At 69.4% G+C, this 22,552-nt stretch carries 25 protein-coding genes; 12 read left to right on the plus strand and 13 right to left on the minus strand.

What is annotated here, in order from left to right:
- Positions 1-39: 39 nt before the first annotated feature.
- Complete coding sequence (locus ACIBP6_RS10295) at positions 40-1,104, minus strand: hypothetical protein (RefSeq protein WP_397050750.1); 1,065 nt, start codon at positions 1,102-1,104, stop codon at positions 40-42.
- 508 nt (positions 1,105-1,612) lie between these two features.
- On the opposite strand from ACIBP6_RS10295, the gene ACIBP6_RS10300 reads away from it, so the two are divergent.
- Genes ACIBP6_RS10300 through ACIBP6_RS10310 form a run of 3 tightly spaced genes read left to right on the plus strand, consistent with a single transcriptional unit; the run spans position 1,613 to position 2,620 of the window.
- A complete protein-coding gene (locus tag ACIBP6_RS10300; RefSeq protein ID WP_397050752.1) occupies positions 1,613-1,939 on the plus strand; it encodes a PadR family transcriptional regulator in 327 nt (108 codons plus the stop codon).
- Positions 1,936-2,292, plus strand: coding sequence for a DUF1048 domain-containing protein (locus tag ACIBP6_RS10305; RefSeq protein WP_397050754.1), 357 nt, complete (start codon positions 1,936-1,938; stop codon positions 2,290-2,292). The genes ACIBP6_RS10300 and ACIBP6_RS10305 overlap by 4 nt, the downstream gene beginning before the upstream one ends.
- A 1-nt stretch (position 2,293) precedes the next feature.
- Positions 2,294-2,620 (plus strand): DUF1048 domain-containing protein, encoded by a 327-nt coding sequence (locus ACIBP6_RS10310; protein ID WP_397050756.1) that lies wholly within the window; start codon positions 2,294-2,296, stop codon positions 2,618-2,620.
- 249 nt (positions 2,621-2,869) lie between these two features.
- Here ACIBP6_RS10310 and ACIBP6_RS10315 read toward each other — a convergent pair whose 3' ends face one another.
- The 3 genes from ACIBP6_RS10315 to ACIBP6_RS10325 all read right to left on the minus strand — a co-directional run bounded on the left by ACIBP6_RS10315 (position 2,870) and on the right by ACIBP6_RS10325 (position 4,541).
- Positions 2,870-3,025, minus strand: a complete 156-nt coding sequence (locus tag ACIBP6_RS10315; protein ID WP_397050758.1) for a zinc ribbon-containing protein — start codon at positions 3,023-3,025, stop codon at positions 2,870-2,872.
- Between the two features lie 101 nt (positions 3,026-3,126).
- Complete coding sequence (locus tag ACIBP6_RS10320) at positions 3,127-3,627, minus strand: DUF4142 domain-containing protein (protein WP_397050760.1); 501 nt, start codon at positions 3,625-3,627, stop codon at positions 3,127-3,129.
- 350 nt (positions 3,628-3,977) lie between these two features.
- Entirely contained in the window at positions 3,978-4,541 is a 564-nt protein-coding gene (locus ACIBP6_RS10325; RefSeq protein ID WP_397050762.1) for a hemerythrin domain-containing protein, read from the minus strand.
- Positions 4,542-4,841: 300 nt separating this feature from the next.
- Here ACIBP6_RS10325 and ACIBP6_RS10330 point away from each other — a divergent pair, with 300 nt between their 5' ends.
- Positions 4,842-5,282 carry a DUF6789 family protein gene (locus ACIBP6_RS10330; RefSeq protein ID WP_397050764.1) on the plus strand — a complete coding sequence of 147 codons (441 nt, stop codon included), beginning with the start codon at positions 4,842-4,844 and terminating at the stop codon, positions 5,280-5,282.
- 71 nt (positions 5,283-5,353) lie between these two features.
- Entirely contained in the window at positions 5,354-6,814 is a 1,461-nt protein-coding gene (locus ACIBP6_RS10335; RefSeq protein WP_397050766.1) for an aminotransferase class I/II-fold pyridoxal phosphate-dependent enzyme, read from the plus strand.
- Positions 6,815-7,080: 266 nt separating this feature from the next.
- Here ACIBP6_RS10335 and ACIBP6_RS10340 read toward each other — a convergent pair whose 3' ends face one another.
- On the minus strand, positions 7,081-8,100 hold the full coding sequence (locus ACIBP6_RS10340; protein WP_397050768.1) for a M14 family zinc carboxypeptidase: 1,020 nt from the start codon (positions 8,098-8,100) through the stop codon (positions 7,081-7,083).
- Positions 8,101-8,519: 419 nt separating this feature from the next.
- Between ACIBP6_RS10340 and ACIBP6_RS10345 the strand changes: the two genes are divergently transcribed.
- Positions 8,520-9,209: a DUF899 domain-containing protein gene (locus ACIBP6_RS10345; RefSeq protein WP_397050770.1), complete on the plus strand. Its 690-nt coding sequence runs from the start codon at positions 8,520-8,522 to the stop codon at positions 9,207-9,209.
- 67 nt (positions 9,210-9,276) lie between these two features.
- On the opposite strand, the gene ACIBP6_RS10350 is transcribed toward ACIBP6_RS10345, so the two are convergent.
- From ACIBP6_RS10350 to ACIBP6_RS10380, 7 genes are all read right to left on the minus strand, one after another.
- A complete protein-coding gene (locus ACIBP6_RS10350; RefSeq protein ID WP_397050772.1) occupies positions 9,277-10,323 on the minus strand; it encodes a VWA domain-containing protein in 1,047 nt (348 codons plus the stop codon).
- Positions 10,324-11,274, minus strand: coding sequence for a VWA domain-containing protein (locus tag ACIBP6_RS10355; protein WP_397050774.1), 951 nt, complete (start codon positions 11,272-11,274; stop codon positions 10,324-10,326).
- Between the two features lie 22 nt (positions 11,275-11,296).
- Positions 11,297-12,181, minus strand: a complete 885-nt coding sequence (locus tag ACIBP6_RS10360) for a DUF58 domain-containing protein (RefSeq protein ID WP_397050776.1) — start codon at positions 12,179-12,181, stop codon at positions 11,297-11,299.
- A 3-nt stretch (positions 12,182-12,184) separates the two neighbouring features.
- Positions 12,185-13,174: an AAA family ATPase gene (locus ACIBP6_RS10365; protein WP_397050778.1), complete on the minus strand. Its 990-nt coding sequence runs from the start codon at positions 13,172-13,174 to the stop codon at positions 12,185-12,187.
- 26 nt (positions 13,175-13,200) lie between these two features.
- Positions 13,201-13,941, minus strand: coding sequence for a S1C family serine protease (locus tag ACIBP6_RS10370; RefSeq protein ID WP_397050780.1), 741 nt, complete (start codon positions 13,939-13,941; stop codon positions 13,201-13,203).
- A gap of 398 nt (positions 13,942-14,339) precedes the next feature.
- Entirely contained in the window at positions 14,340-15,299 is a 960-nt protein-coding gene (locus ACIBP6_RS10375) for a cation diffusion facilitator family transporter (RefSeq protein WP_397050782.1), read from the minus strand.
- Positions 15,300-15,460: 161 nt separating this feature from the next.
- Positions 15,461-15,748, minus strand: coding sequence for an arginine deiminase family protein (locus ACIBP6_RS10380; protein ID WP_397051501.1), 288 nt, complete (start codon positions 15,746-15,748; stop codon positions 15,461-15,463).
- Here ACIBP6_RS10380 and ACIBP6_RS10385 point away from each other — a divergent pair.
- Positions 15,677-15,847 carry a hypothetical protein gene (locus tag ACIBP6_RS10385; RefSeq protein WP_397051533.1) on the plus strand — a complete coding sequence of 57 codons (171 nt, stop codon included), beginning with the start codon at positions 15,677-15,679 and terminating at the stop codon, positions 15,845-15,847. The genes ACIBP6_RS10380 and ACIBP6_RS10385 overlap by 72 nt on opposite strands.
- Positions 15,848-15,992: 145 nt before the next feature.
- Complete coding sequence (locus ACIBP6_RS10390; RefSeq protein ID WP_397051503.1) at positions 15,993-17,093, plus strand: class I SAM-dependent methyltransferase; 1,101 nt, start codon at positions 15,993-15,995, stop codon at positions 17,091-17,093.
- Positions 17,094-17,391: 298 nt separating this feature from the next.
- Here ACIBP6_RS10390 and ACIBP6_RS10395 read toward each other — a convergent pair whose 3' ends face one another.
- Complete coding sequence (locus ACIBP6_RS10395) at positions 17,392-17,610, minus strand: hypothetical protein (protein WP_397050784.1); 219 nt, start codon at positions 17,608-17,610, stop codon at positions 17,392-17,394.
- A 199-nt stretch (positions 17,611-17,809) separates the two neighbouring features.
- Between ACIBP6_RS10395 and ACIBP6_RS10400 the strand changes: the two genes are divergently transcribed.
- The 4 genes from ACIBP6_RS10400 (at position 17,810) to ACIBP6_RS10415 (ending at position 22,355) form a co-directional block, all read left to right on the plus strand.
- On the plus strand, positions 17,810-18,760 hold the full coding sequence (locus ACIBP6_RS10400) for a cation diffusion facilitator family transporter (RefSeq protein ID WP_397050785.1): 951 nt from the start codon (positions 17,810-17,812) through the stop codon (positions 18,758-18,760).
- Between the two features lie 48 nt (positions 18,761-18,808).
- On the plus strand, positions 18,809-19,159 hold the full coding sequence (locus tag ACIBP6_RS10405; RefSeq protein WP_397050787.1) for an ArsR/SmtB family transcription factor: 351 nt from the start codon (positions 18,809-18,811) through the stop codon (positions 19,157-19,159).
- A 396-nt stretch (positions 19,160-19,555) separates the two neighbouring features.
- The gene (locus tag ACIBP6_RS10410) at positions 19,556-21,355 is read left to right on the plus strand and encodes an IlvD/Edd family dehydratase (protein WP_397050789.1); all 1,800 of its coding nucleotides are present in this window, start codon (positions 19,556-19,558) and stop codon (positions 21,353-21,355) included.
- The gene (locus ACIBP6_RS10415) at positions 21,342-22,355 is read left to right on the plus strand and encodes a C-terminal binding protein (protein WP_397050791.1); all 1,014 of its coding nucleotides are present in this window, start codon (positions 21,342-21,344) and stop codon (positions 22,353-22,355) included. Before ACIBP6_RS10410 ends, ACIBP6_RS10415 begins: the two co-directional genes overlap by 14 nt.
- Positions 22,356-22,552 lie beyond the last annotated feature (197 nt).

Below are 22,552 nucleotides of genomic sequence, written 5' to 3' on the forward strand. Positions count from 1 at the left end.
GAGCGCGTTCGACAGCCGTGAGCCGGCGTCCGTCGCGGCTTACCGGTCGTTGACGTTGGCCGTGACGATCCTGGGGCTGAACTCGAACAGGTTGGGGTCGCGCGGGTCGATGGTGGCCTCCACCCAGTGGGTGTTGCCGTCTCCGAACGTCTCGACCCGGGTGAACTTCTCCACCACCTGGCCGTTGTCGTACTTCAGCGGCTTGTCCAGCTTGAAGTAGTGGCTGTCACCGTGGACGAGCGCCGACTGGCCCGGGAACGCGAGAACCTGCTTGCGCAGTTCGGGGACGATCTCGTTGAAGCCGTCGTACTGAGCGGGCTGCAGTTTCTGCTCGTTGCTGAAATTCGGGTCGGCCTGCCAGGTCACGAGGACGCCCTTGACCCCAAGTCTCTTGGCCTCGGCATAGGATTCCGACAGCCAATGGATGTTGGCCGCCTCGCGCTCCTGGTGTTCGGCCGTCATACGCGCGATCTCGCTGTCCGGCCGGGTCTCGCCGTCGACGCCCGCGTGCGGCAGGTTGTCATTGGAGCCCTGGACATCGAGGGTGACGTACATCACCGGGCCGTACACCCAGCGGACGTTCTCCCGATACTTCTTGTAGCCGGGCTCGGAGCTCTGCCGCTGCAGGGTCATCGTGTGACCCCCGAGGCTCTGGTCGGTCGGGTAGAAGACCTGCCGCTCGTGGTCGAGCCGCTCGAGCGGGTCGAAACCGCCGGTGCCCGCGCCGTACCGTCCCCAGCAGTCCGTCCAGTCGTTGTCGCCGGGGATCACGACGACAGGACGCTTCTGGCTGTTGAACGAGGCGAGCGACGTGGTGTAGAGCGAATCCGCGCAAGTGCCGTCGCCCCCGGCCTTGAGGTCGCCGTCGAAGATCGAGAACTTGATATCCGACTTGTTCATGTCGTCGATCAGACGGGGGTACTCCACCCGTCCGGCGGCGCCGTAGGGCATGTCGCCGAAGAGCCCGATCGTGTAGGGGCGGTCCTTGGCGTGGCCGTCGTCGTGCTTGTCAGCGACGGCACTCGCGCTGCTCACGCCCATGGTCAGCGTCGCGATCGCAGCGGTCGCGGCCAGCGCCGCAGCGCCTCGCCAGATGTTGTGCATTCTCGGAAACTCCGTCATAAGGGGAAACGATCGGCCGCAGCGTATCGGGGCGCGACTGGACGGCTCCTCCCTCGGAGATTGCACCAAAGCGACACTTAAGGGAATAAATAGCTATATATCGGCGCTCGTGAAAGCTGCCACTGGAACAGGTAAGTGTTCACTTTTTGGATGGTCCGCCGTCATGATGTGACCTGGCGTGAACGACGGCGAGAATTGCTGGACCCGCATCCTTCCGCCCTCAGCCCATGGGCGAGTGAGCCACCACGCGCTCTTCTCAAGGCCGGCCAGTCGAGCTGCAGACAGTGAGCCCTCTTGCCGATGAGGGGTGCCGATCCTTCGCGACGCCCGTCGTCAGCCCTCTCGCCGATCATGTTAGAGGCTGCATCGAAGAGGATGACCCGAAGGCGTCGGCGGGGTCGAGCCCCGCGGAGCATCCCCAGTTCGCTACCCTGTGATACTTTGTAGCAGTACTCGGTAATACCGAGTACCGAAACGAAGAGGACCCACGATGGACGACCTGACGGAGATGCTGAAGGGCACGCTCGAGGGCTGCGTGCTGGAGATCATCGGCAGCGAGGAGACCTACGGGTACGCCATCACGCGTCGGCTGAACGAACTCGGCTTCGCCGACGTCGTCGAAGGGACGGTTTACACCATCCTGCTGCGACTGGAGAAGAAGGGCCTCGTCCAGGTGACGAAACGACCGTCCGGGCTGGGCCCGCCTCGCAAGTTCTACGCGCTCAACGACGCGGGGCGCCAAGAGCTCGCGACGTTCTGGGCGAAATGGGAGTACATCACATCACGGATCGGCAAGCTCAAGGAGGGCGGGAGATGAACTTCTGGGAGACCATCACAGGCAACGATCTCACCAGGGAATGGAAGGCGTTCGAAGCTCGGGCCGGGGCATTGCCGGCCGACCACCGGGCGGCGTGGGACGAGATCAAGGGTTGTCTTTTTCTCTACGGGGACTTCACAGGCCGAAACTTGATGCCGATTCTCGACGGTGCTCTGGGTCTGCTCGAAGAGACAGCGGCCGATGGGCAGAGCATTCACGAGGTGCTGGGAGACGACATCGCGGGCTTCTGCGCGGCGCTGGCCGGCGGAGAAGGAGCCCGGAACTTTCGCGACCGGTGGCGCGAGCAGCTGAACAGGAACGTCGCGAGGAAATTGGGCCGGCTAGGAGGCTGACGTGGGCATCCACGACATCATCGAGGGCAAGAAGCAGTGGCGGGCGCACATGGCGCGGGTCAAGGCGCTCCCGCCGGACTACGAGATCGTCTACAAGGAGATGCAGAGGTACTTCTTCAAGGTCGGACCGGTCGGGCTGGCTGACGGGTCGCTGCTCACGGGAATCGTCGATTTCTTCGAGGAGGGCGTCGCGGCCGGCAAGGGAGTCCTGGAACTCATCGGCGACGACGTCGCTGCCTTCTCCGACGACCTGATCAAGGACTCGCCTACCTACGCGGCCATCTATCAGGAACGCATCAGCACGAAACCCGGCACGGCCGAGGAGTAACGCCCGCTGACCAGCCGGTCATCGCGCCGATTACGTCCCGGATGCCGGAACCGCCGCTTCCGCTCGGGCAACAGCGGCTCGATCACCGCCCACAGCTCCGCGCTGGCTTCCCAGAGCCTTGGCTTGGCCACTCGTGCTCCTCTCGCCGTGACTACAGCGAGAGATCAAGCACAACGGCAGTAGTGAAGGACCCGCAATCCGACGTGTATGTCCCCGCGCCGGCAACCTTCCGGCGCGGGGACATGATGATCACCTACCCGGCTCGTCGGTGCGGCGGCCGAAGGTGGCGTGTCCGTTCGGACACTTAGGGATCTTGTCCCCCTTCTTGACCTGCACCTTCTCGCTGCACTTCGCGCAGTGAAAGACGCCGCTCTCTTGCGCCTTCTCCCCGGCTTTGGCTGCCATGGTTCCTTCTTCCACATGTGGGCCCCCGTGGACCGCGCCACAGGGCAGAGGCGAGGCGCGCGCTCTGCGACCAGGGCGCGCGCCGTGCCTGTCACTGCCTGTCAGTGAGTGCGGTTCGCACGGAGCAGGGCATCGAGGTGCATCTGCACGACGGGGCGGGCGTCGGACGCGACTTTCTTGACGTCCGGGTTCGCTCCATTGCGCAGCTGTTCCTCTATGGCCGCGAGCGTCTGGCGATGACCGGTGATCTGAGAGGCCACCCACGCCTCGTCGAAGTCCTCGCCGCTCTTGGCCGACACCTGGGCCAGTGCGGCGCGCTGCTGTGGGTTCGGTTCGCTCGGCAGGTCCACGTCGGCTTGGTCAGCCTCCCGCTTGACGGCGCGATCGAGTGTGGTGTGGTCCCTGACCAGGATCGTGCCCACTTCGCGGATCTCTTCCGTGGCCGCCTTGTCACCGGCGGCGGTTCCGGCCTGGATCTCGGCCAGGTTGGCTTGGTGCGCCTGGACAAGGAACGTACGGTCCTGGTCGTTCAGTTCGGGTTCGGTGACCGCGCCCGCGGCCACGGGAGAAAGCGCTACCGCTGCGACGGCGGTCATGATCATGACTCGTCCTGTCATCGACGCCCTCCACCAGTCGGTTCATCGGCTCAGGTCAGTTGCCCTGCACAGACGAGGTGAATCCGCACGCCGACCAGGCGGGCGCTTCTCTGACAGAGTCTTGGCAGTGAGCGCCCGGCGGTCGGGAAACATTGCCGGGAGCAGACCGAGTACACCTGGAAGAGGCGGTGGACCTTCCACATTGTCCGGCACCGGCACGGCAAGCGTTCCAGGGCTGTCACCCGAATCACCTTCGCCGCACACCGCAGGGGTGTCCAGCGGATCGGCCGGGGCTGGACAAGAAGGTAGGCGCGTGACTCCCAGCGACGCCAGGCGGGACGCCGACCGGGACGAGCTCAGGAGCGTCCGCGTCCGGTCAGCGCGTCGCGGATGCGGTCCACCAGCCCGGCCCCGGGAGCCAGCAACTTGTTGCCGGGCGGGGTGTCGGGCGCGGACGGGTGGGGACGGGTCGGCGCCATCTTCTTGGCCCGCTCCACCTTGGCGGCCAGCTCCACCAGTTGCTCCTGTGTGCAAGCCTGCCGCAGCCGCGGGAAGAGATCGTTCTCCTCTTCCTGAATGTGGTGGCGGATCTCCCGCATCAACCGTTCCATCGTCGGCCAGAACTCCGCGTCGCCCGGCTGCAGCCGCTCCAGCTGCTTCATCGTCTCCTCGGCCTCGGCGTGCTCGGCGATCTCCTCGTCGACGATCGCGTCACCGCCCTCGATGTGCTCCCGCGCGGCCGGGTACAGGTACGCCTCTTCGGCGACCGAGTGCCGGACCAGCTCGATGACCACCTTCTCGGCCAGCGTCTTGGCCCGCTCGCCGCCATCGCCGCTCATCTGCTCCAGCTGGGTGAACATCTCCTCGACCTCGCGATGATCGGTCACGAGCACCGCGATCACGTCCTGCTGCTCAGCCATCAAGGGCCCTTTCGTGATGAGACATCAGGGGCACGGCTACGGGCCGGACCGGTACGGTGGCCACAGCCCAGCCCCGGAGTCTTCCATCACATTCCCGGTGACGACGGATGAAACATGAGGGATTTCGCCTTCGAACCGGTTGCCCGCGTCTCTGTCCTGACCTGCCACTATTCCGCTCCCGCCGGCCGGCCGCATCCAGGACGTGGCCCGAACGGACACGTCGCGTACGTCACCGAGACGGAACTTCCGTTTCGGCGCCCGTTCGTTTCGGGGAACGGGCAGCGGGCAGCGGCGACACCCATGACGCGTAACCTCGTTCACGGCGTGGTCAGCGGCGCCGTGGCCACCGCCGCGATGAGCGCGGTGATGGTCGCGGGCGAGCGGGCGGGCATGATGCCCGACCAGCCGCCGAAACGTATCGTCCGCGCCGCCCTTCCCGGCCGCAAACACCGCCGCAAGCCGGGTGAGAAGGCGTTAGGAGCGGTCGCCCACCTCGGCTTCGGCAGCGCCTCCGGCGCCTTGTTCGGCCTCCTGACCCGGGGACGGCGGGCCCCGGTCTCGCTCGGCATCGCGTACGCGCTGACGATCTGGATCGGTAGCTACGCCGGCTGGGTGCCGGGCCTGGGCATCCTCCCGCCGATCCAGCGGGATCGGCCTGGCCGTCAGGCGGTGCTGGCGGCGGGGCACGTCGTGTACGGCGTCACGCTGGCCCGCACCATGAACCGGCTGAGGTCCAGGTGAACCGCGGCACTGTGGGATGAACCACTGGCGAGAGCCGTTTTCGTCTCCGGCTCCAGGGCAAGAGCGGCCCCATGGATCATTCTCAGGCGCCGATCCTGCGGGCACTCCAGGCTTACCACGACAGCGGTCAGCTGCCCTTCACCCCGCCGGGCCACAAGCAGGCCAAAGGCGTCGACCCCAGGGTCAGTGCGGTGCTGGGCGAAGCGGTGTTCCGCTCCGACGTGCTCTCGGTCGGCGGCCTGGACGACCGGTTGAGCTCCGGAGGGTTCCTGCAGCAGGCCGAGCAACTGATGGCGGACGCGGTGGGCGCCGACCAGACGTTCTTCTCCACCTGTGGCAGCTCCCTGTCGGTCAAGGCGTCCATGTTGTCGGTCGCGGGACCGCACGAGAAGCTGCTGATCGGCCGGGACGCGCACAAGTCCGTGGTGGCGGGTCTGATCCTGCCGGGGATCTGTCCGGTGTGGGTCGAGCCGCAATGGGACGAGAAACTGCATCTGGCCCACCCACCGGCCCCTGAGGCGTTCGCCGCGGCCTTCGCCGAGCACCCGGACGCCAAGGGGGCGCTGGTGGTCACGCCGACCCCGTACGGCGCCTGCACCGACCTGGCCGCTCTCGCCCGGGTCTGTCACGAGCACGGCAAGCCGCTGATCGTGGACGAAGCCTGGGGCGCGCACCTGCCGTTCCACCCGGACCTGCCGACGTGGGCGATGGACGCCGGCGCGGACGTGTGCGTCACCAGCATCCACAAGATGGGCTCCGGACTGGAGCAGAGCTCCGTCTTCCATCTCCAAGGTGACCTGATCGCGCCGGAGTTGCTCAAGGAACGGGCCGACCTGTTCAGCACCACCAGCCCATCGGTGCTGGTCTATGCCGCGCTGGACGGCTGGCGCCGTCACATGGTCGAGCACGGCCACGCCATCTACGACCGCACGCTCGCGCTGGCGAAGGCGACGCGTGCGCGGATCGAGGAGATCGGCGGTCTGCACGTGCACGGCCGTGACGACTTCTGCGGGCCCGGGCGCGCGTTCGACGCCGACCCGCTGCAACTCATGGTCGATGTGAGCGATCTGGGCACGGGCGGCTACCAGGCCGCCGACTGGCTCCGTGAGCAGCACCAGATCAACGTCGGCCTGTCCGACCACCGCCGCATCGGCGTCCAGCTCACCCACGCCGACGACGAGCACAGCATCGACCGGCTCCTGCGGGCGCTGCACGACCTCGCCGAGCGCGCCACCGAGCTGCCGCCCGCCCCTCGCCTGCGCATCCCGCCGCCGTCCGAGCTGCGGCTGGAGCAAGCCCTGTTGCCGCGAGACGCGTTCTTCGGCCCGGTGGAGCACGTGCCCTGGCAGCAGGCGAGCGGGCGGATCAACGCCGAACTGCTCACCCCGTACCCGCCCGGCATCCCGGCCGCGCTGCCGGGCGAGCGCCTCAACCGCGACGTCCTGGAGTACCTGCACAGCGGGCTGGAGGGCGGCATGGTCATTCCGGACGCCGCCGACCCCTCGCTGAAGACCGTCCGCGTGGTCGCCTGACCGCGTGGTGCGGGCGGGAACTGGTCCTGATCCAGCGGCAGAACAGAAGGCGCGCGCGGACGAGGTCGACGCCGCGGGCTTGTGGATCCAGTGCGGCACGCAGCAGATGGCGGCTGCACCTTGTCCTCGCCCGCGACGACGAACATCCCGCGGAACGTCCCCAAGACGGTCTCAAACACCAGCACGATGTGCGACGCGTCCAAGCACGTACCCCACAGGTCGTGGAGCGAGGCCGGTCGGCGCGCCGCGCGGGGTGCCGGACGAGGTCAGACGCCGCACGTCCCCTGCGTGGCGCGGGGGATGGCGTCGATGCCCGACACGTCTGTCCCGGCCAACTCGCCACGCGCCACCGCGTTCAGCACCGCCATCGTGGGCACGGTGAACAGCCGCTCGAGGTAGCCGTTGCTCTTCTGCCCGACCGAGCGAACCTCGTAGAAGATCGCGCCCTGCGTCGCGAAGCCGGGGCTGCTGCCGTCGGGGCCCGGCCCGCCAAGCAGCATCCGGGAGAGCACCGCGTTGGTGATGTCGATGTCCGGATAGCGCGCTACGTGCGTCTGCCCGAACCCGTCGAGCGCGTTCACCGACACCATCGACAGTTGCTGGGCGGTGCGCCACTGCGTCGCGGTCATCCGGGAGGGGTCGATCGGCCGGATGCCGATCTGGAACTGGTTCAGCTCGTCCGTCCCCTCCACCACCGGCGCGGTGCCCATGTGGTGCAGGTCGAGCGCCAAGCGTGGCCGCATCTGCTGCCAGAGCGCGTACCACGCGCGGGACTCGGGCTGGGCGAAGTTCTCCCAGTCGCGGTTGAGGTCGATGCGGGTGGGGGTGGTGCTCTGCCGGATGTTGGCCTCGGCGCCGTCCGGGTTGTACATGGGGATGACGATCACCGTCATCCGTTCCCTGATGAGCCGCGCGTCGGGGTCGCCCGAGGCCAGGTGGTCGAGGACCTGGAGGACCGACTCGGTGGAGTGCAGTTCGTCTCCGTGGATGCGGGCGTGCAGCCAGAAGACGTCGGGCCCGCGGCCGACGGTCGCGTACAGCAGGTCACGCCCCTCACCCGAGCGCCCGGCCTTGTGCACGGTCACCAGGCCTTTACTGGTCCGCGCGATGCGGTCCAGGCCGCTGACGACATCGGCGTAGCCGGCGACACTGCTCCGGCTGACGTTCTGGTTGTCCTGGAGGCAGGGGCCTCCAGGATGGGTGGGGGGATCGGCGGCGGCGGGAGCCGCAGGCAGGCCAACAACTGCGCAGGCCAGTACTACGGCGAGTAAGCGACGTGTCAGCATGAAAAGTTCACCTTTCTGGCATAACTTCACCGGCAGTCTTCATCCTCGACGCCAATCGATCAAGGCTGTTAACGTCCACGGAAGTGATATATGGGCGACCCCGTTCATAACGGCTCACGCCTCGCTGGACGCCGTCCCCAAGGTGCCGGCAAGCGCGGGACCCTGCTGCACCCTTCCGACGCCCGCGCGTCCGCTGGATAGCCGGCGCACAAGCCGGCCCGCGCAATCGTCTGCCGGCGACGCCTGTCCGCATCGCCTCACCAGCTCTGCAAGCGGACGCCGCCGGCTTGGATTCTGCCGGAGCGTGCGCCCTCGTTCCGTGAATTGCCGGACTGGATCGGCCGGCAGGCGATGAATTCGGCGACCGGGCCGGGTCTACTCCTGTGCACCGCAAGCCGCACACATGATCAGGAGAGACCATGAGCATGACCCCGCTACCGCCCGTCGTCGACGCCGGCACCTGGCAGCGTCAGCTCGAAGCACTGCGTGCCCGGGAGAAGGCCGCGACCCGGGAGCTCGACGCCATCGCCGCCGAGCGCCGCCGCCTGCCCATGGTGAAGATGCCGGACTACACCCTCGACGGCGAGCACGGACCGGTTCGGCTGGCGGACATCTTCGAAGGCAGGATGCAGCTGATCGTCTACAACCACATGTGGTTCCCGGGCAAGGAATGGCAGTGCCCCGGCTGCACCGGGTTCACCTCGCAGTTCACCCGGCTGGAGTTCCTGGACAACTACGATGCCCGGTTCGTCATCGTCACCCAAGGCCCCATCGACGAAGCACTCGCCTACAAACGGCGGGTCGGCAACGCGATGGCCTGGTATTCCACCGCCGACAGCCCGTTCGGCACCGACGTCGGCGCACCGCCCGGCGGAGGCTTCGCCGTCAACGTGTTCCTGCGCGACGGCGACGCCGTGTATCGCACCTGGCACACCAACGGCCGCGGCACCGAGCAGCTCAGCCACACCTTCGCGCTGATCGACCTGCTGCCGTACGGGCGGCAGGAGGAGTGGCAGGACTCACCCGACGGGTGGCCGCAGTCGCCTGCCTACAGCCGGTGGGCCACCGCCAAGGACATCGCCACGCTCTACGGCCCGGACACCGCCTAGGAACCTTCGTCCGTCCCAGCAAGCGGAACCGGCCGGGAACGCTGCGGCGTTCCGGCTGCAGGGGCTGTCAGCGGGTCGGGGTCCGGGGGCGGTTCCACCAGAGGGAGAGGGCCAGGGCCGCGGTGATGAGGATGGCGCCGCCGGCGGCGAAGGCGGCGGCGGTGTCGACCCGTCGGTGGACGACGGTGAAGCTGCCGGGCAGGGCGTCGAGGGCGCTTTGCAGCTGGTCGGCGTTCTCGGCGCGGTGGTAGGAGCCGCCGGTGGTCTGGGCTATCTGTTTGAGTGCGGGCTCGTCGATCAGGCGAACGTTGCGGCCGCTGTCGAATCTGCCGCGGCCGCCCCAGCCGCCGAAGCCGCGGCCGTCGAACTGGGAGTTGTCGCAGACCATCGGGGCCGGGTTCGTGGTGCCGAAGCCGATGGTGAAGACGCGGACGCGGCGCAGGGCCGCCTCCTGGGCGGCGGTCTGCGGGTCGACGCCCTGGGTGTTGGCGCCGTCGGTCAGCACGACGATCGCGGCGCCGGCGTAGCCTTCGCCACGGCCGCCGGGGTTCGCCCCGGTGGGGGCGACCGACGGGTCGACCTCCGCGATCGCGTCGATCGAGGTGAGCATGGCCTGCCCGATCGCGGTGCCGCGGGCCACGGTGAGGCCGTCCAGCGCCTCGATCAGTGACTCGGTGTCGTCGGTGGGAGGGACGAGCAGACCCGCGGTGCCCGCGAAGGTGACCAGGCCGATGCGCGGCCCGCCCCGCTGCGACTCGATGAACTCCGCGGCGGCCTTCTTCGCGGCGGTGATGCGGTTGGGGTCGACGTCCGTGGAGCACATCGAGCCGGAGGTGTCGAGCGCGAGCAGGATCGTCGCCGAGGTCTGCGGCACCGGCACCGACGCCTGCGGCCGCGCGGCCCCGACCGCGAGCAGCGCGAGTCCGGTGATGAGCAGTGCCGGGGGGATCTTCCGCGTCCAGCGCGTACGGCCGGGCAGGGCGCTTCGTACGAGCGCCATCGAGGTGACACGGACGGCGGCCCGCCTGCGGCGGCGCAGCGCCCACCAGCGGATGGCGAGGATCAGCGGGATGACGAGGACGGACAGCAGCGACCACGGCCATGCGAACGACATTCAGATCACCCGTCCAGACCGGAGCACGGTGAGCGCCGCTCCCCCGGTGAGCAGCGCGAGGGCGAGCCCGATCAGCCCGCCGGCGAGGGGCAGCGGCTCGTCGGAGACGGTGAGCCGCAGGTCGATGGTGTCGGCGATCCCGTCGAGCCGCGCGGCGTCGGAGGCGGGATGGTAGGCGCCGCCGGTGGTCCGCGCGATCAAGGTGAGGGTGTCCTCCTCGAGCGAGGTCTGCAGGTGGTAACCGTCGACCTTCACCGTCGCCCCCGCCGTGGTGCCGACCCCGACGGTGTGGATGTGGACGCCCGCCTCCTGGGCGACGGTGGCGGCGCGTTCGACGTCCGGGCCCTGGTTCTGCCCGTCGGAGAACATCACGATCGTCGCCGACGGCCAGTAGCCGATGTCGGGCGCGGTGCCGTCGCGGCCGAGGGCCACCTGCTTGCCGGTGATCGCCGACAGTGACGCCATGATGGCCGTCCCCAGCGAGGTGCCGCCGGTGAGCTTCAGCCGGTCGATGGCCTTGAGCGCGATGGAGTGGTCGGCGTCCGGCCGTGCGGTGGTGAGCGCGCCCCGTTCGAACGCGACGACTCCGATGTCGACGCTGCCGGGCTGCGCCGCCACGAACGCGCGGGCCGCCCGCTGCGCGGCCGCCAGCCGGGTGGGCGCGACGTCGTCGGCGCCCATGCTGTTGGAGACGTCGATGGCGAGGATGACGGTGCCCGCGGTCCGCGGGACCGGCACCATGGCCGCCGGTCCCGCGGTGGCGATCGCGAGCACCCCGACGCCGGCGATCGTCAGGCCGGTTCCGAGGTACGCCCGTCGTCCGCCCGTCACGGCGACGCCGGCCGCGGCGAGCGCGGCCGTCCGCCGGCGGGCCGAGACGACGGCCGCCCAGGCGAGCGCCGCCGTGACGAGCAGTCCGACGGCCAGCAGCAGCGGGGAGGACAGGGTCATGAGCCTCCTCCGGCGACCCCGGTCATGACGACCGGCCCCGGTTCCGGGCGACGACCTCGACGAGCGCCTCGGCCAGATCGCGGTCGGTGTCGACGCGGTGGACGGGCACCCCTGCCCGGCGCATGCCCGCCGCGAGCCGGGCGTCGCGGGCATCGACGGCGGCACGGAAGCGGACCCGCAACAGCGGGTCGGCGGAGTCGACGACGAGCTGCTCGCCGGTCTCGGCATCCTCTACCACGATCAGCCCGGCTTCGGGCAGCACGTCGTCGGCGGTGTCCACGATCCGCAGGGCGACCACCTCGTGCCGCCGGGCCAGGCGCTGGAGGGAACGCTCCCAGTCGCCGTCGCCGATGAAGTCCGACAGCACGACGACGAGTGCGCGGCGGCGCGCGAGCCGTCCGGCCGCGTCGAGCATCTCCGCCAGGTCGGTGGTGGCGCCGCCACGCGCCCCGGCGGTGCGTTCCAGCTCGGCGCCGATCCGCAGCGCGTGCCGCCGGGTGGTGCCGGGCGGCACGACGCGCAGCATCCCGGTGTCGAAGAGCAGGGCGCCGACGCGGTTGCCGCCCCGGCCGAACAGCCGGGCGAGGACGAGCGCGAGCTCGGCGAGCACGTCGTGCTTGCCGCGTCCCGGCCGGCCGGCCGCCATCGACGCCGACCGGTCGAGCACGAGCCACACCGTCAGCTCGCGATCCTCGGTGAACACGCGCAGGTGCGGCTCGTCCAGCCGCGCGGTCACGTTCCAGTCGATGTGCCGGGCGTCGTCGCCGTCGTTGTAGGGGCGCAACCCGGTGAAGTCGATCCCGGAGCCGCGGTACGCGGTGCGGTGGGCGCCCTGGAGCCGGCCGTCGAGCCTGCGGACGACCTTCCACTCCAGGCGGAGCAGGAGTCTCTCGGGAGCGGTGGCCATGGCTCAGCGGTTCTGCAGGACGACGTCGGGCGTCCGGACGGCCCCGAGCACCCTGGTGATGATCGTGTCGGCGTCGACGTCGTCCGCGAGGGCCTCGTAGGACAGCACGAGGCGGTGGCGCAGCACGTCGAGCGCGAGCTCGGACAGGTCGTGCGGCAGGACGTAGTCGCGGCCGCGCAGGAACGCCAGCGCCCGGGCGCCCGTGACGAGCGCGATGGACGCCCGCGGGCTCGCCCCGTGGGTGACGTACGGTTCCAGCTCGCCGAGCCCGGCCGTCGCGGGGGAACGCGTCACGGAGACCAGCCGTACCGCGTAGTCGACGATCGCCGGATCGACGTAGACCTGCTGGGCGCGGGCCCGCATCGCGATCAGGTCCTCGGCCGTCACCATCGGCTGTGGCGGCTCGGGCGGACGCAACGCCCGTCCGACGATCGCCTGCTCTTCGGCCTGTGTCGGATAGTCGACGATCACCTTCATCATGAACCGGTCGACCTGCGCCTCGGGCAGCGGGTAGGTGCCCTCCGACTCGATCGGGTTCTCCGTCGCCATGACCAGGAACGGCTCGGGCACCCGGAACGTCTCACGGCCGATCGTCACCTGATGCTCCTGCATCACTTCCAGCAGGGCGCTCTGCACCTTGGCGGGGGCGCGGTTGATCTCGTCGGCCAGCAGCAGGTTCGCGAACACCGGGCCGAGCTCGGTCTTGAACTCCCCGGAGTGCTGGTGGTAGACCCGCGTGCCCACGAGGTCGGCGGGCACCAGGTCGGGGGTGAACTGGACGCGCTGGAAACTCCCGGCGATCGCGGCGGCCAGCGATTTCACCGCGAGCGTCTTGGCCAGGCCCGGCACACCTTCGACGAGCAGGTGGCCGTCGGCGATCAGCGCGACGGCCATGCGCTCCAGCAGGACGTCCTGGCCGACGATCGTGCGTTTGACCTCGAACAGCACATGTTCGAGCGGATGGGCCGGCTCGGGGGGCTTGGTCGAGGTCATGGTGTCCCTTCTCGTGACGCTCTGGGTCAGATCTCGGGCCCGTCGCCCGGCGGGCCGTCGCCTTCGCCGCCGCCCAGCGCCGCGCCGATCGGCACCGCGAACGCGATGCCGGCGAACGCCTCGTCGCCTCCCGGGTCGGCGATCGAGACGACGATCCCGATGACCAGGCCGCGAGCGTCCAGGAGAGGGCCGCCGGAGCTGCCGGGGTTGACGGAGGCGTCGAACTGGATGAGCCCGCTCAGGTCGCCGTTCTCGGCGCTCCGGTTCAGGCCCGACACGACACCGGTGGAGACGCTGTAGGTCAGGCCCAGCGGATTGCCGATCGCCACGACGGGCGCGCCCACGGCCACGCCACCGCCGAGCGTCGCCGGGACGACGATCTCCGGCAGCTCCGCGGGTTGGAGGGTCGCCACGTCGCGCTCGGGATCCGACGACACGACAACGGCCTTGGCCTTGGTGCCGTCGGCGAACGTCAGGGTGACGTCTTCGGAGTCCTCGATGACGTGGTTCGCCGTCAGAATCGTCCCGTCCTCGGCCGCGATCACCCCGGTTCCGAGCGACTTCCCGGCCTGGATGACCACCACCGACGGCCCGACCTTCTCGAAGACCTCGGCCGTTGTGAGCGCCGCGCTGGGCGTCGGCGTCGCGCTCGGCCCGGGCGCGGCCGCTTCGCCGTTCCCCCCGCTGCTTCCCAGCCAGTACGCCAGCACCGCCACCACGACGAGTGCGCCGCCCACGATGCCCAACCGCCGAGCTTTCCCGGTCACGACTTTCCGAGCTTCGGCCGCACCGTCATCCTGCGGCACACGCTCCATCGTTCCATCTTCATAAAACTCAGCCCAAAACGCCACATAATCCACCTGAAAACTCCCGTGAGAACGGGTCCTCGCAGCCCAACGCGCGCAGGACGGCGACGACGCCCGCGGCGCCGGCTGTTCTGTCGGGCCGGTGACGCTCGGGGGGCCATCGCGGCAGCGGTACACGTGGCAGTGGGGATGCTGTTGCCGGTCGGAGCGGAGGAGCGGTTCGTGCCTCACGGCGCCCGCCGCCGGCCACCGATCTGGTGACCGGCCGGCGCCTCAGCGCTTTGTCGCCCTGGCGGGCGTGGCCGCCGCCCTCGCGATGCGACGACAGGCAGCCGCGAGAGGGATGGCCGTACGGCGGACTAGCGGTGCGTCGCCAGGACGGCGTGGTGATCCACGCCTTCGACGCCCCCCGGATCGGTGTGCACGGTGGCGGCGCGCAGGCGGGGCAGGTCATGGATGAGCCGGTGCTCGGCCTCCACCGCGATCGCGTGCGCGCCGACCAGCGTCTCGTCTTGGCTGACCACGATGTCGACCTCGGCGTGCAGGGCGTGGCCGACCCAGCGCAGCCGGACCGCGCCCACGTCCTGGACGCCAGGGGCGCCGCGCAGGATGTGCTCGGCCTGGTCCACGAGAGCCGGGTCGACGGCGTCCATCAGGCGGTGGTAGATCTCGCGCGCCGCGTCCCGAAGGACGAAGCAGATGGCCACGGTGATGAGCAGGCCGATGACGGGGTCGGCGATCGGGAAGCCCAGCGCCGCGCCTCCGGCGCCGAGCAGCACGGCCAGCGAGGTGAAGCCGTCGGTACGGGCATGCAGGCCGTCGGCGACCAGTGCGGCCGAGCCGATCTCGCGCCCGACCCTGATCCGGTAGCGGGCCACCCACTCGTTGCCGACGAACCCGATCACGCCCGCCGCCGCGACCCACCACAGAGCGCGCACGTCCTGCGGGTCGATCAGTCGCTTGGCGGCCTCGTACCCGGCCAGGGCGGCCGACGCGGCGATGATGACCACGATCACGATCCCGGCCAGGTCCTCGGCCCGGCCGTAGCCGTAGGTGAACCGCCGCGTCGCCGCCCGCCTGCCGACCCAGAACGCGATGGCCAGCGGCACCGCCGTCAGGGCGTCCGCGAAATTGTGCAAGGTGTCACCCAGCAGGGCCACCGATCCCGAGAACGCCACGATGACCGCCTGGGCGAGCGCGGTCACCATCAACATCGCGAAGGAGAGCGCGAGGACCCGCATGCCGCGGCTGCTCGACTCCAGCGCCGCGTCCGTCTTGTCGGCGCTGTCGTGGCTGTGCGGGGTGAAGGCATGTCCCACACGCGCAAGCAGACCGCGCAGCCGAGCGGCCCCACCCACCGCCTCGCGCCCGTGCCTGTGCCCGTGCCCGTGGCCATGGCCATGGCCATCCTGGGTCGACCCCTGCCGGTTGGACATGTCGCCCCTTTCCACATAAGTCGCAGAATGCCGACTATATGTATTTATGTACGCACGCGACAACGGTTCATCTGCCAACTACTCGCAGATGCAACCCGCACGAACCTTCTCCAGGCCATCAGGGTCCTGCCGACCTGCCGATTCGTAAGGTCGGCACGGCACTGAGAGACATCCCGGCCGGCCCACCGCCCGGACGCGGCTTGGCCACACCCAAGCGCGATGATCAGCGGGCGCCTCCGAATGTGTCCCGAGGTCATGCAGTGGGTGCCGCCACGGCCCTTGCCGAGCTCGAAGCCTTCGATCTCGATGACCTCCACACCCTGCTCGCCCAGCTTGCGGTGGGTGAACTGGTTCTTGTGGTAGCCGATGACCACGCCAGGGGAGACCGAGTACGGGAGAAGGGCAGCGAGCCGCCGGCCGGGCTGACGTGACCGTCTGCATGGATTTGCGTGCGCTTTGAGGAATGCGGCGGGCTGATTCGACCCTTTTGGGTCTAGCGTCTGAATCGACACGACCAGGTGGAGGCGGCATCGCGGGTCGCGCCGCATGGCGTGTCGGACAGGGAGCGTGACCGAGATGCAGGAAACCACGTCGGTCGATCAGGCTCGGTTGGCGGAACTGATCGAGCGGATCATCACGGACGCCGGGGCGGCGGTGGCGTTTCCCCTGGCGCTGGTCGGCGACCGGCTCGGAGTGTTCTCCGCGCTCGCCGCCGCCGACGGGCCAGTCACCGCCGAGCAACTGGCGGGACGGACCGGTCTGGCCGAGCGTTATCTCCGGGAGTGGCTGCTGGCGATGGCCGCCGCAGGCTATGTCACTTACGCGGGCGGCGGCGATCCCGGCCCCGAGGCCAAGCGCACCGCCCGCTATCGGCTGTCCCCGGAGCAGGCGGAGGCGTTCACCAACAGCGACAGCCCCGGGTATGTCGCGGGGGTGTTCCAGAACCTCACCGCGGCCACCCGCATGGTGGACCGGATCACCGAGGTGTTCCGCACCGGCGAGGGCATCTCCTGGCATGAACAGCACGACGACATGTTCGAGGGAACGGAGCGGTTCTTCCGCCCCAGTTATCTGGCGAACCTGACCAGCTCGTGGATTCCGTCGCTGTCCGGGATCGAGGAGCGGCTCGACGAGGGGGCCCGAGTCGCCGACGTCGGCTGCGGGTTCGGCACATCGACGATCATCATGGCGAAGGCCTACCCGAACTCGACGTTCGTCGGGCTCGACTCCCACGATCGGTCGATCGCCAGGGCACGCGAACGGGCTGCCGGGGCCCGGGTGGCCGACCGCGTCACGTTCCGGGCCGAGGGGGCCACCGACCTCCACGGGACCTACGACCTCATCGCCTTCTTCGACTGTCTGCACGATATGCCGGACCCAGTCGCGGCGCTGCGGGCCGCGCGCCCCGCGTTGACGCCTGGCGGCCGGGTCATGCTGGTCGAACCGATGAGCTGGGACACGGTCGAAGAAACCGTCGGCAACCCGCTGGGACGACTGCTGGCCGGCGCCTCGACGTTCGTCTGCCTGCCCAGCGGGTTGGCCGGTCCGCCCGCGTACGGGCTCGGCGCCCAGGCGGGACCCGCACGCATCCTCCAAGTGGCCGAGGAGGCAGGCTTCGGCGACGCCCGGGTTGCGTTGGCCACCGAGACCAACCGGGTCTTCGAACTGGCTCCGTGAGTTCCGGGTTACTCGGTGTACTGCGAGGGGTGCCGGACACCGTACGGCAGCACCCAAGAGCGGCCGGCCTGGGTGCTTTCCCCCTCCCGCCCGGCTTCGCGGTGAGCCGAGGGCGGCGACTCACCGAGGTGAAGTGTTCCGCCGTACTCGGATGACATGGTCGTGACTGTGGAGTCAGAGGTTGCTGCAACCTCGAATGCAGCTCGTCGCCGCGCCCGTGGTGGGCCGCTGTCCGATCGGTACGGGCGTCGGCCGCTGGTGCTGCCGCCCCTGGCCGGGTCGGCCGCGTCCATGGTGTTCACGGGCCTGGCCACGTCGCCGGCCGGGCTACTGGCCGGCCGGATGCCGGCGGGGGCGTGCGGGGCGAGCGTCTCGGTGGCGCGTTGCCCACGTCGTAGTCGCCGTGGGCCAAAGCCCACAACAGGCGCAGCCTGGTGGCGCCGGAGAGCATGCGGAACGCCCTGACCGCCACCTCCACCTGCGCTCCGGCCGGTTGTCCACCGTTGTGCTGCTGCATGGTTGACGCACCTGACATGTGCTTGCGTGCGCATATGGATACATATGGCGGGTATGACCCTGGAGCGCCCCGTTCTCCGCCGAGACAGGACGAGGAGCAGCAGATGAACGCGCGCAGACGCCCAGAACCGCCCCACGGGCGAGACCACGGCCACGGCCACCCATCCCCCAGCCGCACCCTTGGGGAACGGCTCCGCCATGTGGTGACGCCACACAGTCACGACGCGGCGACCAGGACCGATCAGGCGCTGGAGACCAGTCGCCGCGGCATGCGCACCCTGGCCATCTCCTTCGCCGTACTCACCGTCACCGCTCTCGCCCAAGTAGTGATCTTCATGATGTCGGGCTCGGTGGCCCTGCTCGGCGACACCCTGCACAACTTCGCCGACGCTCTGACCGCGGTGCCGTTGGCGATCGCCTTCACGGTGGGCCGGCGGATGGCGTCGCGCAGGTTCACCTACGGGTACGGAAGAGCCGAGGACCTGGCCGGCGTCATCATCGTGCTGATCATCGCCGCCTCGGCGGGCCTGGCCGGGTACGAGGCCGTCAAGCGGCTGATCAGCCCCCAGGATGTGGAGGCGCTCGGCTGGGTCGCCGCCGCGGGAGTGATCGGCTTCCTCGGCAACGAACTGGTGGCCCGCTACCGGATCAGGGTCGGCCGCGAGATCGGCTCTGCGGCCCTCGTCGCCGACGGCCTGCACGCCCGCACCGACGGCTTCACGTCACTGGCCGTGCTGCTCGGAGCGGCGGGAGTATGGGCCGGCTGGCCGGACGCCGACCCGATCATCGGCCTGCTCATCACCGTCGCGATCCTCTACGTACTGCGTGACGCCGCCCGCGAGGTCTACCACCGGCTGATGGACGCCGTAGACCCCGCGCTGATCGCCAAGGCCGAGCGGATCGTCGCCGGGACCCCCGGGGTGCGCCGGGTCGGCTCGCTGCGCATGCGCTGGATCGGCCACTCCCTTCGCGCCGAGATCGACATCGTGGTGAGCCACGAGCTCTCCCTGGTCGAGGCGCACGCCGTATCGGTGGAGGCCGAGCACCGGCTCGTCCACGACCTGCCGCGTCTGCAGGCCGCCACGGTGCACGCCGATCCCGACGGACCTGAAGGCACCGACCACCACGCCGTCCTGGTCGTCCACAGGTAGCCGCGACGCCCTCGACCGATCCGTGCGCGGCGGCTCTACGATGTGGTCATGAACATGCGCGCGGCTCATGTGGATGCGCTGGCCTCCGAGCAGAGAGGCGAGCGGTTCGAGGTCGCCGCGTCCGTTCTCGCCCTCCTCGCCGATCGCACGCGATTGGCCCTGCTGAACCAGTTGAGCCTCGGCGAGGCCGATGTCTCCACCCTGACGGAGGCCATCGGCGCTCCTCGTCCCTCGGTCAGCCAGCATCTGGCCAAGCTCCGGCTCGCCGGCCTGGTGGCCTCCCGCAGGGACGGGCGCCACGTCGTGTACTCCCTCCACCATGGGCACCTCCGCCGGCTGGTCGAGGAGTCGCTGAATGTGGCCGACCACCAGATCGGCGCACTGCCGCCGCACGACTGAGCGGCACGTCCGCGTCCCTCGGCGATTCTGTGATCCGCTGCCGCGGACGCAGGTCGACGCGGTCCGCGGCGCACGTGCCAGAGGTGGCGGCCTTTGCTGTTGTTTCCGCACGTCAGGTGGATATCGAGAATAAGCGCTGGGTACGTGCCGCTTCTGGAAGAGACATCTTCCTGGGGGCGGTAGATGGAGGCGGTACGGGCGTGGCACCTCGGTCGGTGAGGTCGAGGAGCAGCCCGACGGTCGGCAGCATCCGCCACGCCCGCGAACCGGGCATCAACGTAGCGAACGGACGGCGAGCCGGGAGCGGGTGTGGGCAGCGCCCCAAGGATGTCTCCCGCGCCGGCAGCCCTGGGCTTGTCGGGGCATACGCCCTGGTAGGTCGGCAAGGAGCACCTCATGCCACCGACGAAGCACACCGCGGGGAGCCTGCGCAGCCAGGCCTGGTGGGACAACGCGGGCAATCCGGAGATGACGGCTCTGTATCTGGAGCGCTTCCTCAACTACGGCCTCACCCCGGCGGAACTCCAGTCGGGCCGGCCGATCATCGGCATCGCCCAGACGGGTAGCGACCTGGTGCCCTGTAACCGGCACCACCTTGCCCTCGCCGATCGGGTCAGGGACGGGATCCGCGATGGTGGTGGCATCCCGTTCGAGTTCCCCGTTCATCCGCTGCAGGAGACGGGCAAGCGCCCCACTGCGGCGCTGGACCGCAACCTCGCCTATCTCGGGCTGGTGGAGGTGCTCTACGGGTATCCGCTCGATGGGGTGGTCCTGACGACGGGCTGCGACAAGACCACGCCCGCGTGTCTGACCGCGGCGGCGACGGTGAACCTGCCGGCGATCGTCCTGTCCGGAGGGCCGATGCTCAACGGCTACCACCATGGCGAGCGGATCGGTTCGTCGGGCTCGGGCCTGGTGATCTGGCAGTCGAGGCGGCTGCTGGCCAGCGGGCAGATCGACTACGACGAGTTCATGGCGCGCGTGGCAGCTTCCGCGCCCAGCATCGGGCACTGCAACACGATGGGCACCGCGCTGTCGATGAACAGTCTCGCCGAGGCCTTGGGGATGTCCCTGCCCGGTTGCGCGGCGATCCCGGCGCCCTATCGCGAGCGGGCGCAGATGGCCTACGACACAGGCCGGCGGGCGGTGGCCATGGTGCATGAGGACCTTACCCCGCGCAAGATCATGACCCGGCAGGCTTTCGAGAACGCGATCGTCGTCGCATCGGCGATCGCCGCCTCGACCAACGTCCCCATCCACATCAACGCCATCGCGCGCCACGTCGGGGTGGCACTGTCCATTCAGGACTGGCAACGGGTCGGAGCCCACATCCCGGTGCAGGTGAACGTCGCTCCTACCGGCGAGTTCCTCGGCGAGGACTTCTACCGCGCCGGCGGCGTCCCCGCGGTCATGCGGTCGTTGTTGACGGCGGGCCTCCTGCACGGCGATGCCCTGACGATCTCCGGTCGTACCGTGGCCGTGAACCTGGAGGATCTCGCCCCTGTCGACCCGGCGGTCATCCGTCCCCTCGACGAGCCTGTTGCCGCGCGGGGAGGACTTCTCATCATGACCGGGAACCTGTTCGACTCCGCGGTCATGAAGACCTCGGTCATCACCGACGACTTCCGGGCGCGCTACCTGCCGGATCCCGATGAACCGCAGGTGCTCGACCTTCGCGCCATCGTCTTCGACGGGCCCGAGGACTACCACGCCCGCATCCAAGATCCCGAGCTGGGCATAGACGAGAACTGCATCCTCGTCATCCGCTACACCGGGCCGATCGGCTATCCGGGATCGGCGGAGGTCGTGAACATGGAGGTGCCTACCGCGCTGGTCCGGCTGGGCGTCACCGTGCTGCCCACGCTCGGTGACGGCCGGCAGAGCGGCACCTCGGACGCGCCGTCCATTCTGAACGCCAGCCCCGAGGCGGCGGTCGGCGGCAATCTCGCCATCCTGCGCACCGGCGACCGCATCCGTATCGACATGGACAACGCGCGCGTCGACGTGCTGCTGTCAGCTGAGGAGATCGCCGAGCGGTGGGCTCACTACACATCGCCGACATTCGACAACCAGACACCGTGGCAGGAGATCTACCGCTCCACGGTCGGGCAGCTGGACAGCGGGGCCTGCCTCGAACTCGCCGTGTCCTACCAGGATCTCGTACACACCAAGGGGATTCCCCGTGACTCGCACTGACCCCAGAGGCACGATCATGATCGCCGACTCGGACTTCGGCGATGTGGAGACCGAACGTGCGATCGTCGAGGGCGCCGGATTCGAACTCCTCGCCGCACAGTGCAAGAGCGAGGACGAGGTCATCGAGAAAGGGCGGGACGTCGATGGCGTCCTGACCCAGTACGCGCGGGTCGGTTCCCACGCCATCGATGCCTTCACCCGTTGCCGGGTGATCGCCCGCTACGGCACCGGCGTGGACATCGTGGACGTCGACGCCGCGACCCGGCGAGGCATCCAGGTCACGAACGCGCCGAACGAGTGGTGCGCCGAGGAAGTCGCCGATCATGCCGTCGCGCTCTGGCTCGCCGCCGCCCGCAAGATCTGCCAATACGACCGGGCGACCCGGCAGGGCACATGGCGGTGGCAGAGCGGAGAGCCGATCTGGCGGCTGAGGGAACGGGTGCTCGGGCTGCTGTCGTTCGGCTCCATCGCACGGCTCATCGCCGAACGCGCGAGGGCGTTCGGGGTCGAGGTCTGGGCGCACGATCCGTTCCTCGACGAGTTCGAGATCCGATCCCGCCAGGTGCGGCCGGTGTCCTTCGATGAGCTCGTGGAAGGTGCCGACTACCTGGTGATCCAGTCGCCGCTCACCCCCCAGACACACCACACCTTCGACCGTGCGACGCTTCGCAGGATGAAGCCGGACGCCATCCTCATCAACACCGCGCGCGGACCGATCGTGGACGACGCGGCGATCTACGAGGCACTCACCGAAGGGTGGATCGCCGGCGCGGCGCTGGACGACCTGGAGGAGGAGCCCGCCAAACAACGCGACTGGCGCCCGCACAACCCGCTGCTCAGGCTGCCCAACGTGATCGTCACCCCCCATGCCGCGTACTACTCCGAGCAGGCCGTCACCATGGTGCGGCGCATCGCCGCCGAAGAAGCCGTGCGGGTTCTGACCGGGCAACCGGCGCGTTTCCCGGTCAACGACGTGACGGCCGGCTTCCGTTCGACCTGACGCGGCGGCCGCCGGAGTGAGCGGGTCGACATCGACGGAGACCACCGTGGGTGGCCTCCCGGCGCAGCAGGTGCGGGTCAGCTGAGGTCAGATCCAGCTCGCACAGGGCGCGGTTGTCCCCGCCGGCGGCGGTCAGCGGGGAGAGTCGCCTCCCTGCCGGCCCGCACCCGAAGCTCGGCACCGGCCGGCCGGGCCGT

The sequence above is a fragment of the Nonomuraea terrae genome, from assembly GCF_044465245.1.
In the GTDB taxonomy this organism is placed as follows: Bacteria; Actinomycetota; Actinomycetes; order Streptosporangiales; family Streptosporangiaceae; genus Nonomuraea; species Nonomuraea terrae.